Raw genomic sequence first — 12216 nt, forward strand, 5'->3', positions numbered from 1 at the left:
ATATTTTCTAATTTTCATAAAACATTAGTCATATGTATCCTAAATTACTGCTTTTAATAAATTTCCTATTATTCGCTTTATTGGCACCGGCTCAGATCGACCAAACGCTACAAAAGCTAGAAACCTACCACGAACAACACGTGAAGGAAAAAATCTATCTCCATGTGGATAAAAATGACTATTCGGCAGGAGAAACGATCTGGTTCAAATTATACTGCACCACAGCTCCTTTTAACTATTTGAGCAATATCAGTAAAATAGCCAATGTGGAATTGATCTCCCCCACAAATAAAATTATTAAAAGCATCAAAATCCCGGTCACAATCGGCCTCGGCATAGGAGACCTCAACTTGCCGGATACGCTGGAAGAAGGATCCTATCGAATTCGATCATTCACCAGATGGATGCAAAATGACTCGACAGCTAATTTCTATGAGCGTGTCATTCCTGTCACAAATGGCCGATCGGATAATGTAATGACGAAAAGTAGCCTCATTAAAAACGGAACTGAAAACATCTTCCAGATCAATCTCAAAACCATCCAAGGAGCGCCCCTAATCAACAACAACATTAGTTATACCCTACAACAAAATAATAACAAAGAAAAATCTGGGCGATTAAAATCAAATGAAAATGGCACCATAGCACTGGAATTGAAAGATGACTTTAAGGGAGGAACGCTATCGTTACAATTTCTTTCTCTAGACAAAAGACGTGTGTTAAAAAGTTTTATTATCCCTGACCCAAACAGCCAAAATAGCCTGCAGATTTTTCCCGAAAGTGGTGATTTTGTCAATAACATCTTATGCAAAACAGGCTTCAAAACACTCACTCCTACTGGCTTAGGAAAAAAGGCAAAAATAACCGTAAAGGAGGAAAATCAAACTTCCATTGCCGAATTTGAAACCAATTCATTAGGAATGGGAAGTACCCCCCTTCTGCTGCAGACAGGGAAAAAATACATAGCAACAGCATTTTTTGAAGACGGCTCTTCAACGAGCACTTCATTGCCCGCTGTATTGAACTCGGGTTATGTGCTAACGGTAAATTCAGCACTGAAGGATAAGATTGCTGCCCAGTTCTCCGCGACTGATGATTTAGTCAATGGCCAAGAAATTTATTTAGTCGCGCAATATAATGGTCTTGTCTTCCATGCTGCCAAACAAAAATTCAATGCAGCAGAGGTCTTATTTAATATTCCGAAGAAAAATCTTCCCTCCGGTGTATTACAATTGACCATTTTGACCGCGCAAATGGCGCCCCTCGCAGAAAGACTTGTATTTAATTACAATACCGAGTCAACTTTACTGCCTGTTTCAATAGCACTCAATAAATCCAGCTTCACAATCCGTGATAAGGTAATCGCAAACCTCAATGTTCACTACGGCGACCGTGACACGTCAAAAGTTGCCGCACTCTCGGCTTCGGTTGTCAACCTGAGTAAGGTGGATTCTACGACAGACCGCTATTATTCGTCTATTGTCTCTGAACTTTTGCTGAAAGCTGATCTTCGCGGCTTTATCGAACGCCCCAATTATTACTTCGAGGATTTAACCAATATCAAAATTAACGATTTGGACAATCTCATGTTGATCCAGGGCTGGCGTAAATTGGATTGGAAAAGCTATGAAAATACCCCGGCCGCATCGTTTCTTCCAGAAAAAGGGCTTACGGTATCTGGAACCGTCAAGAAAACGGCGCGTAAGGCTGTTGTACCTAACGCTAAAGTAACCATTATACCCACAAGCAACATGTTGCTAAGTTTAGATACACTGACCGATAGTAATGGTCGATTTGCTTTTGACGAGCTATTCTTTGCTGATAGTGTCAAGTTTATTGTAACAGGCGATGGTCCCAAAGAGAAAAAAAGAGTGGATATTATCATCGACGAACCGCTTAACCCTTCACTAAATAAAAGTAAAGATCAACCCCTGTTGATTAATGACATCAATACCAATCTGCTTACACAACTAAAAAATAGTCAACAATTTCTTGGCGAATTGGAAGCAGCGGGCATTATCCAGAAGAGCATTCGATTGGAAGAGGTTCAGGTCAATAGGGTAAGAACAACTAAAGCGGACAAGAACTCCAGAAACCTGAATGGTCCGGGAAACGCCGATCAAGTCATATCCGCCGAAGATCTTTCCGCGTGTACAACACTGGAACAATGCCTTGCTGGACGATTAGTTGGTGTTATGTTTCGAAATGGTGTTCCGTATAGCACGAGGTCCATGGGATTAAATGGTGGGAACCCGATGCAAATTGTCCTTGATGGCATGTATATTGAAGCTGATCAAATTAATATGATTAATGTGGCAGATATTGCAAGTATAGAAGTGCTTCGTAGTATCGGCAATACGGCCATATATGGCATGTATGGCGGCAATGGTGTGATTGTGATAACAAGCAAATCGGGTGATGCGCTTTCTTCATCGTATACCCCTACAGGAATCGTCACAATTGTACCCAAGGGATTACATGTAAACCGAACTTTTTTTAAACCTCAATACGATGTGACAAACAAAAATGAACTGCGACGTGATCTAAGAACGACAATCGCCTGGGAACCCAATCTGATTACTTCCAAAGATGGAAAAACACAGTTTGAATTTTTCACATCGGATGAACTGGGGAACTATAAAATAATTGTGGAAGGAATAAGCATGGATGGAAAAATTGCACACTTCGAATATTTGATAGAGGTAAAGCCACAATAGCAGCGCAAACAAATCGTTATCATTAAAACAAGAATATGCAACATATTAAGACCACAATAGACGATCATATTTTAAGTATTTTCCTCGACAGAGGAAAGTCTAACGCCATCGACACGCAACTACTGAAGGAACTGATCGATACATTGGAAGCATCCCAACAAAATGAAGCTATCTATGGCACCATATTGATTGGAAAGGAAAACTTCTTCAGCGCAGGACTCGATCTTATCACTTTATTCCAATATGATGAAGAACAAATTAGGGAGTTCTGGAATTTATTCCTAGAAGCGACATCACTTTTAGCTGCTTTTCCAAAACCGCTCGTTGCTGCAATATCAGGCCACAGCCCTGCTGGAGGGTGCGTACTCGCCCTTTGCTGCGATTACCGGATTATGGCCGAAGGTAATTTTGTAATTGGCCTCAATGAAATTCCTGTCGGGCTTATCGTCCCCGAAAGTATATTTGAGCTATATGCTTTTTGGATCGGAAAAAGGACTGCGTATCAGAATTTGCTAGAAGGGAAATTGCTTTCTCCCGTAGAAGCCAAAAATCAGGGCCTTGTAGACGATATTGTTCCATCAAATATACTCTTCAATACAGCAACAAAAAAAATAAAACAGATCACACAGTTCAACCAAAAAACCTGGACAACATCGAAACTGAACTTCCGAAAGGAAATAATCCTTAAATTGCGCGAGAATAGAGAAGAGACAATCCAGCGTATTCTCGAACAGTGGTGGCTTCCGTCAACACGCTCTATTTTAAAGTCAATCATTGAAAACTTGACTTCAAAGAAGTAATTTAAAACAAAATCATCATGAGAAATGTCTTTTTCTTTATTCTTATTTGTCTCACAGCAGCAACTATCTCCTGTAGAAATAACAAAAAAGAAGATAAAGCTGTAAAAATCATTCAGGATTCAGTTCCTGTGGATACGATACAAAAACGCGATACTCTTGAAAAAGAAGTAAAGAAACAGAACTCAGAAACATTGGAAGAAGTGCTCGAGAAACTTGCAAAGGCTTATTCAGAACAAGATAGCAAAACAATAAATTCGTATATACATCCCAAACTGGGGATTTACATTATCTATCGCCCAGGCGCACTAGACTCTTATGTACATCAAAACAGTTTCAATTTTTCTAAACCCGTACCGGAATACCATGCTTATGAAAAGTTAATATACAAGGGACCATTGAAGTCAGAAAAACTACCTATTTTTGATTGTGGTACGATGAAGTGGGACAAACTCGGATTCTATTATGATAGAAAATCTCGACCTAATGAATTGTCCCAAACGGCAAAGTTCATGAATGAAATTCTTGATGCCAAAATAAATAATACTGAAATGCAGCGACTAAGAAATTTAGAATCCAAAAGTTATAGAGCCATAATGACTTCTAATGAGCACGAAGAACCGTTTGTTTTTCATGTGACAAAAGAAGGAGAAAAATGGTTTATTACAGTGATAGACCGCGCCTATGCCGGTTGCGATGCATAATACCTTGTACATTTTAGCCAAACTTAACGATAATGAAAAATTTAGATAAAGACATACAAAAGAAAATCGAAGATTGGTTAACGCCCAGTTATGATGAAAGAACTCGAAAGGAAGTTCAGGATTTAATCGATAGTAATGAGGAGACAGAACTTACCGATTCTTTTTACAAAGATCTGGAGTTTGGAACCGGAGGCTTGAGGGGCATTATGGGCGTAGGCTCCAATCGGATGAATAAGTACACGATTGGTAAAGCAACGCAGGGCTTGTCTAACTACCTTAAAAAACAGTTCCCAGACCAGGAGATCAAGGTAGCGGTATCTTATGATAGCCGCAATAATTCACAGGCTTTTGGGCAGCTCGTTGCCAACGTGTTTGCAGCCAACGGCATCAAAGTGCATCTGTTCACGTCTTTACGACCAACCCCCATGTTGTCCTTTGCCATCCGTCATTTTGGCTGTCAGAGCGGTGTGATGCTAACGGCTTCGCACAATCCAAAGGAATACAATGGTTATAAGGCCTACTGGAATGACGGCTGCCAGCTAACTGCCCCGCACGACAAAAATGTAATCGAGGAAGTAAATGCAATCCGCTCAGTCGATGATATCAAATTTGACGGAAATACACAAAATATCATTCCCGCCGGGGAAGAAATCGACCAGATCTACATCGACGCCAATAAAAAACTAAGCATTCATCCTGAAGCTGTATTAGCGCAAAAAGACTTAAAAATTGTTTTCTCTCCGATACACGGCACCGGCATTACCATTGTTCCTAAAATGCTAGCAGCCTGGGGCTTTGAAAATGTGTCCGTTGTTTCTGAGCAGGCTACTCCTGATGGCAACTTTCCAACGGTAATTTATCCGAACCCCGAAGAGGAAGATGCCATGGCCTTAGCGAAGAAAAAAGGGGAAGAAATTGATGCTGATCTTGTATTGGCAACAGACCCGGATGCTGACCGTGTGGGAATTGCCGTAAAAAATAACCAGGGACAGTTTCAGCTGCTCAATGGTAATCAGATCGGTAGTTTATTGATCTACTACGTCCTTAGCGCTAAAAGTGATCTTAAGCAGCTGGGATCAAATCCATATATTGTTAAAACGATTGTAACAACAAACCTGGAGGCAGACATTGCAGAACATTTTGGTGTGCCCTGCTATGAAACGCTCACTGGTTTTAAATATATTGGCGAACTGATGACCAAATTAGGCGATTCGGCAAACTATCTGGCAGGCGGGGAAGAAAGCTATGGTTACCTTGTCGGTGATCTTGTACGTGACAAGGATGCACCAAATGCCTGTGCTTTTCTGGCCGAGATGACCGCCTATTTCAAATCAAAAGGCAAAACAGTCTATGAGGTGCTCATGGATATCTACAAAGAATTTGGCTGCTACCAGGAAAAACTGATTTCTTTGACAAAAAAAGGAAAAGCTGGAGCCGAGGAAATTCAGGCTATGATGTCGGGGCTGCGCGCTAATTTACCGACTAGCCTTGGAGGTGTTCAGGTCAAGGAGATCCGTGATTATCAACTTTCCCAAACCACTGATATGCGTACCGGCGAGAAAACTGCGATCGCATTGCCTAAATCGGATGTGCTGCAGTTCATAACAGTCGATGGTGATGTCATTTCGGCACGCCCATCGGGGACTGAGCCTAAAATCAAATTTTACTGTTCTGTGAAAGAAAGCTTAAAGGACACCGCAGACTATGCCGATGTACAAAAAGCTTTAGAAGAGAAGGTCGACCGTATGATGAAAGATATTGTAAACTAATGGAAAAGTGGAAGCTATTATCTTCTGAATATATCTGTAAAGAACCTTGGGCGACATTGCGAAGAGATGCATGTGAGCTCCCTGATGGAAGAATCAACGACCATTATTATGTACTGGAATACCCCGATTGGGTAAATATGGTTGGCGTTACTGAGGAGAATGAGCTCTTGGTCATTAAACAGTACCGACACGGAGCAGGCATCATTTCGGTGGAGATTCCAGCGGGCACTACAGAGCCGGGAGAAGACCCCAGAAATGCAGCTGTGCGTGAAATGCTTGAAGAAACAGGCTATGCATTTGACCAGATTGAAGAGATCGCCACGCTTTATGCCAACCCTGCAACGAGTGGCAATATTACCTATACCTATCTGATGACAGGAGGTAAAAAAGTTCAGGAACAGGCATTGGATGAACACGAAGAAATCGATGTTTACCTCATCCCGCTTGAAGAAGCAAAAGAAATGCTGCTGGACAATAAATTCAGTCAAGCATTACACGCTAGTGCTTTATTCTACGCTTTCAATAAATTAGGCTTGTTATAAAACAAGCCTAATTTTATTCTGTTTTTTTCGTTCATACTTTAATTTTCACTAGCCTTTTGATTTTTGTACCTTTGCATCATGGCAAGAGAAATTTTTGAAACTAAGCGAAAAGCCCTGAAAATAAATCTAAACCCAGAGATTTATGGTACTTTCGCAGAGATCGGTGCTGGACAGGAAGTCGCACGCAACTTTTTCAACGCAGGCGCCGCTTCAGGCACAATTGCTAAGACAATGTCAGCTTACGATATGGCATTTAGTGACGCAATTTATGGTGAGGAAGCGGATGGCCGATATGTCAGCAGAACGCGTGTAAAAAAAATGCTCTCCCATGAGTTCAATCTTCTTACACAAAGGCTTCATGGCGACAAATACTGTAACAAAAAGTTCTTTGCCTTTGCAGATACCGTAACAACACTCAATTTCACGAAGACAAATGAACCTCACGGTTGGATCGGACTTCGCTTCCAACATGAAGTTGGAGGTCCTACGAATGATATCATTGTCCATGTCAGACTGCTAGACAGCGACAACCAATTGCAACAAAAAGTTTTAGGCATTATTGGTGTCAATCTATTATTTGCTGCTTATTATTACGCAGAGAATGTGCAGACGATGATTGAATCATTAGTTGACAATCTTTCTGTTGGATCTGTAGAAATTGACCTGGTTAAACTCAACGGCCCACTCTTTGAAAATGTCAACCAACGTCTCATCAATTTATATCTGATTGCAAAAGGGTTTGCCAAAGCTGCAATATTTCAACCAGATGGCAAAGCAGTACAAATCAAAGATTACCTGTACAAAAAGAACATTATTTTACTCCGTACCAAATACCGTCAAAAATCACTTCCAAACTTTGATCTATTCAATCTTGCCGTTGAACAGTTCAAAAAAAATACCGGCGCAACAGACACCGATACTATTGTATTAATTGAGGTACTGATGGGAAATGTTTTGGAAGATACACATGAAATTACAGATGAAGATCTGCAAGAATTTGCATCTAGGGCGGATGAATTATGTGCTACAGGAAACAATATTATCGTCAGCAACTTTAGAAGAAACAATCACTTGGCAGAGTTTATAAGTAACTTTAAACCCAAAAATATCGGTATTGCAACAAACGTTTACAATTTAAAGAATATTTTCAATTCCGATAATTATAATAAAGAACTATACACCAATGAACTTCTTTCCTATATTTCAGGAATGTTCAATAAAAATGTGAAACTCTACGCCTATCCTTACCTCCTTAAAAAAGAAAATAAGATTATTACCACGCATAATATGCCAGTTTCTGAAGAAGCGAAACCGCTTTTTGAATTTTTAATTAAAAATGGATACATCATTGATATTGAAAATTACGATGAGAAATTTGTAAAAACCGTATAATAAGTGTTCTGCTAATTACAAGTTATAAAATAGCCCAATTGAATAAATTGGGCTATTTTATTTTGAACCTTCATGACGCTAATAAATGTATCATTGGAGGACAACAACGGACAAAGTAGATAATAGCAACATCATTCGGTCCGATTTTATACAAATGGCTGCTCTCTGAGCTAAAAGTCAGAAAAATGCATAGGCACAGCCTATAAGAATTTTTTATAGATGGAATAAAGGATTTTAAGATCATTATCACCCAAAAACGCCGTATTTACATCCTGCTGGACATAGTGAATCTTAAATGCTTTAATTGCTGCATCGACATTGCTCACATCGTATCCGATGATACGTAATGCCATTTTTGGATTAAAGTCTGCTGGTGGCGTCTCTAAATAGTCTTCATACCAAAAACCGAAGCCTTGATCGGCCAACTTTTTCCATGGGAAACGCGATGGATCGTTTTTCCGAGTTGGTGCTAGATCCATATGTCCTATGAAATTGGCCTGCGGAATTCTGTAGGTTGTCTTTAAATAAGTCAACAACTGCGTCAAGGCATTTATCTGTGCGTCAGTCCAAGGATCAGTGGTCCCATTATTGTCCAGCTCAATGCCAATAGAAGAAGAATTAAGATCTGTATCGTTGCCCCATTTTCCTAATCCAGCATGATGCGCACGAAAGAGATCATTGACCATCTGCACTACTTTTCCATCTCTACCGACCACATAATGGGAACTTACGCCTGCTTTCGCGGAATGAAATGTGCGGACGGTCTGCCCTAATGAATCCTGAGCTGTATGATGAATAACGACAAAATTGGGTTTACGGATACCAAAATTAATCGATGCAATCCATTGTTGATCTTTGACATTCACCTTCTCCAATTGACCGGTTACAGGCGATTGTTTGTACAGCTTTGAAAACTCCTTTGCCTGCTTCTTATATACCTTTTCAGTCTTCGCGTATTTTCCTCCTGCACAGGAAGCCAAGAATACTGCCGTGACACAAAAATTTAGGGATAACTTTAGTATGTTCATATTGAAATGTTTCAGCACAAACTAAGACAAATTTGCGAACAAAACCAAATTTATTCCCCTTATCCAGTTGCACTGCAGACGCACAACATCTTATTTTATTCTCCTTCTCCTTCTCCTTCTCCTTCTTCTCCTCCTGAGGAACAAAAATGGTTGCTTGTTGTAAAAAGTTAAGGCTGTTATTTGAGCTTACATATCAAATGACATAAAAAAAGGCAGTCCAACAAAATTTTGGACTGCCCTTTTTCTATAGTATCCGAAATTATGCTTCGGCGTACTCTTCAATGGAGGGACACGAACAGATCAATGTACGGTCACCTTGAGAATCGTTTACACGTCCCACTGAAGGCCAGAATTTACGTTCTCTTACATACTCCAACGGATATGCAGCTGTTTGACGACTGTAAGGTCTATCCCACTCATCTGCCGTTACAACCGAAGCGGTATGTGGTGCATGTTTCAGTACATTATTCGCTCGGTCTACCGCCCCGGTTTCAACCGCAGCGATCTCTTCACGAATAGCAACTAAGGCGTCACAGAAACGATCCAATTCAGCTTTAGACTCTGACTCGGTAGGTTCAACCATCAATGTTCCCGCAACAGGGAAAGAAACGGTCGGTGCGTGGAAACCATAGTCCATCAAACGTTTTGCAATATCTGCAACCTCAATACCAAAGTTTTTAAACCCACGACAATCTAAGATCATTTCGTGTGCGCAACGTCCATTTTTACCCGAATAAAGTACTGGATAGGCGTTTTCCAAACGTGCTTTGATATAGTTAGCGTTTAATATCGCGGTTCTAGTTGCATTTGTGAGACCTTCGCCCCCCATCATGGAGATGTAAGCATGCGAAATAAGTAAGATCGAAGCCGAACCAAATGGGGCTGCCGAAACAGCAGAGATACCTTCTTCACCGGAAGTAGAAACCACTTCGTGGTTAGGCAAGAAAGGAACCAGATGTTTTGCAACACCAATAGGTCCCATACCTGGGCCGCCACCTCCGTGAGGGATACAGAATGTTTTATGGAGGTTTAAGTGACAAACATCGGCCCCAATATGACCTGGGCTTGTCAATCCAACCTGTGCATTCATGTTGGCTCCATCCATATAAACCTGTCCACCATTGGCATGCACAATTTCACAGACTTCAATAATAGACTCTTCAAATACACCGTGTGTAGATGGGTAAGTTACCATCAGTGAATTCAAGTTTGCAGCGTGTTCAGTTGCTTTCGCTCTTAAATCTGATATATCAATATTTCCAAATTCATCACATTTTACGACAACCACTTTCAAGCCTGCCATAGAAGCAGACGCAGGGTTCGTTCCGTGCGCTGAAGCAGGGATCAAACAGATATTACGTCCGTGATCACCGCGGCTCTCATGGTAAGCGCGAATAACCATCAAACCTGCATACTCCCCTTGCGCTCCTGAGTTTGGTTGGAAACTCATCTTCGCAAAACCTGTAATCTCAGCTAACCAATCATTCAATTCGCCAATCATTTGCATATATCCAGAAGTTTGATCTGCTGGAGCAAATGGGTGCAAACCACCGAATCTAGCCCAAGTAACGGGTACCATTTCCGCTGTAGCATTTAATTTCATGGTACATGAACCCAAAGGAATCATCGAATGACAAAGTGATAAATCTTTTGCTTCCAACGATTTGATGTACCGTAACATCTCGTGTTCAGAGTGATAGCTATTAAAGTTTGGATGGGTTAAGTAGGCGGAAGTACGTACTAGATCGGCAGGGATTGAAGAACCTAAGTTTTCTTCCAATGTATCGAAATCGACATCATTCAATGTTTTACCTTGAATTTTAGCAAATACTTTGACGATCGTTTTAATATCTTCATAAGTCGTTGTTTCGTCGATAGCAATTGAAACTTCTGGACCATTATAATAAAAGTTCAATTCATTGTTTAACGCTTCTGACTTCAGTGCACCTGCATGAGCACCTAAGTCTACCCGTAATGTATCAAAATAAGCTGTATTCATTTGGCTATAGCCCAATGATTGTAACGCTTGATCCAACAGATTGGCCAACGCATTGATGCGTGATGCTATATTTTTAATTCCTTGAGGTCCATGATACACGGCATAAAAAGAAGCCATAATGGCCAAAAGGGCTTGTGCAGTACAAATATTTGACGATGCTTTATCGCGGCGAATGTGCTGTTCACGCGTCTGTAAAGCCATACGCAACGCATATTTGCCATTCGAATCGGAAGTAACACCGATAATACGACCAGGGATGTTACGTTTAAAGCTGTCGCGTGTTGCAAAATAGGCTGCGTGAGGACCACCAAATCCCATCGGCACACCAAAGCGCTGCGAATTACCAACAACAACATCTGCTCCCCATTCTCCCGGAGGCGTCAATAAGGCTAAACTCATCAAATCAGCCGCCGCACACACGGTAATGTCTTTACTGTGAGCTGATGCTGTAAACGACTTATAATCAACAATGGAACCGTCAGCTGCAGGATATTGAACAAATACGGCAAATACATCATCTGTCAATTCTGATTCAGCAATAGCCGCAATTTTCAGCTCGATACCAAAAGACAACGCACGGGTCTTCAATACATCGACCGTCTGCGTGTAGGCATTATCAGAAACCAAGAATACATTTGCATCTTTATTTTTCCGGGCTGAATACAGCATAAACATAGCTTCAGCTGCAGCTGTTGCTTCATCTAACAAAGATGCGTTTGCTATTTCTAAACCAGTGAAATCACAAATTACAGTCTGGAAATTCAACAATGCTTGCAACCTACCTTGTGCAATCTCCGCCTGATAAGGAGTATACTGCGTATACCATCCCGGGTTTTCAAATACATTTCGTTGAATTACGCCCGGAAGGATTACATCGTAATAACCTTGACCAATAAAAGATTTAAAAACTTTATTTTTCTCAGCGATTTCCGCAATACGCTTTAAATAGGCGACCTCAGACAATGCTTTAGGAAGATTTAAAGGTTTTGGAGCACGAATTTGAGAAGGGACCGTTTGGTCAATAAGTTGGTCAATTGACGAAACGCCTAATTTGGCCAACATTTCATTCGCTTCAACTGGACTTGGGCCATTGTGGCGATTTTCGAATTTTTCTTGGAAGTGTATATTGCTCATGTGTGCAAAAAGTTAACGCTTATAGATGATAGTTAGCGACATAATAATTAGGCAATTAACTCTCTTATAAACAGTCGTTTTTTGGATGAGCAAAGATAGCAAAATAAATGACTGAAAACGAAGCAAAAAAGTGG

At 40.7% G+C, this 12216-nt stretch carries 8 protein-coding genes; 6 read left to right on the top strand and 2 right to left on the bottom strand.

All coding sequences use genetic code 11. The features are described from left to right. Positions 1-32 precede the first annotated feature (32 nt). From B3139_RS04275 to B3139_RS04300, 6 genes are all read left to right on the top strand, one after another. Complete coding sequence (locus B3139_RS04275) at positions 33-2717, top strand: carboxypeptidase-like regulatory domain-containing protein (RefSeq protein ID WP_293880111.1); 2685 nt, start codon at positions 33-35, stop codon at positions 2715-2717. Between the two features lie 35 nt (positions 2718-2752). After that, positions 2753-3517 carry an enoyl-CoA hydratase/isomerase family protein gene (locus B3139_RS04280; RefSeq protein WP_293880113.1) on the top strand — a complete coding sequence of 255 codons (765 nt, stop codon included), beginning with the start codon at positions 2753-2755 and terminating at the stop codon, positions 3515-3517. Positions 3518-3534: 17 nt separating this feature from the next. Beyond that, positions 3535-4218, top strand: a complete 684-nt coding sequence (locus B3139_RS04285) for a hypothetical protein (RefSeq protein ID WP_293880115.1) — start codon at positions 3535-3537, stop codon at positions 4216-4218. 32 nt (positions 4219-4250) lie between these two features. Further along, the gene (locus tag B3139_RS04290; protein WP_293880117.1) at positions 4251-5987 is read left to right on the top strand and encodes a phospho-sugar mutase; all 1737 of its coding nucleotides are present in this window, start codon (positions 4251-4253) and stop codon (positions 5985-5987) included. Further along, on the top strand, positions 5987-6529 hold the full coding sequence (locus B3139_RS04295) for an NUDIX hydrolase (RefSeq protein ID WP_293880119.1): 543 nt from the start codon (positions 5987-5989) through the stop codon (positions 6527-6529). The genes B3139_RS04290 and B3139_RS04295 overlap by 1 nt, the downstream gene beginning before the upstream one ends. Before the next feature lie 78 nt (positions 6530-6607). After that, on the top strand, positions 6608-7921 hold the full coding sequence (locus B3139_RS04300; RefSeq protein WP_209577041.1) for a nicotinamide mononucleotide adenylyltransferase: 1314 nt from the start codon (positions 6608-6610) through the stop codon (positions 7919-7921). 200 nt (positions 7922-8121) lie between these two features. Here the strand turns inward: B3139_RS04300 and B3139_RS04305 are convergent, their stop codons facing one another. Then, positions 8122-8949: an N-acetylmuramoyl-L-alanine amidase gene (locus B3139_RS04305; RefSeq protein WP_209577040.1), complete on the bottom strand. Its 828-nt coding sequence runs from the start codon at positions 8947-8949 to the stop codon at positions 8122-8124. 259 nt (positions 8950-9208) lie between these two features. Beyond that, entirely contained in the window at positions 9209-12082 is a 2874-nt protein-coding gene (gcvP, locus tag B3139_RS04310; protein ID WP_293880126.1) for an aminomethyl-transferring glycine dehydrogenase, read from the bottom strand. Between the last annotated feature and the right edge of the window lie 134 nt (positions 12083-12216).

The sequence above is a fragment of the Sphingobacterium sp. UBA1498 genome (genome assembly GCF_002325125.1).
Classification (GTDB): domain Bacteria; phylum Bacteroidota; class Bacteroidia; order Sphingobacteriales; family Sphingobacteriaceae; genus Sphingobacterium.

Bases quoted from the DNA above. Each gene is read 5' to 3' on its own strand.
- gcvP (WP_293880126.1), bottom strand. From the start codon at position 12,082: ATGAGCAATATACACTTCCAAGAAAAATTCGAAAATCGCCACAATGGC.
- B3139_RS04290 (WP_293880117.1), top strand. From the start codon at position 4,251: ATGAAAAATTTAGATAAAGACATACAAAAGAAAATCGAAGATTGGTTA.
- B3139_RS04275 (WP_293880111.1), top strand. From the start codon at position 33: ATGTATCCTAAATTACTGCTTTTAATAAATTTCCTATTATTCGCTTTA.
- B3139_RS04300 (WP_209577041.1), top strand. From the start codon at position 6,608: ATGGCAAGAGAAATTTTTGAAACTAAGCGAAAAGCCCTGAAAATAAAT.
- B3139_RS04305 (WP_209577040.1), bottom strand. From the start codon at position 8,949: ATGAACATACTAAAGTTATCCCTAAATTTTTGTGTCACGGCAGTATTC.
- B3139_RS04295 (WP_293880119.1), top strand. From the start codon at position 5,987: ATGGAAAAGTGGAAGCTATTATCTTCTGAATATATCTGTAAAGAACCT.
- B3139_RS04285 (WP_293880115.1), top strand. From the start codon at position 3,535: ATGAGAAATGTCTTTTTCTTTATTCTTATTTGTCTCACAGCAGCAACT.
- B3139_RS04280 (WP_293880113.1), top strand. From the start codon at position 2,753: ATGCAACATATTAAGACCACAATAGACGATCATATTTTAAGTATTTTC.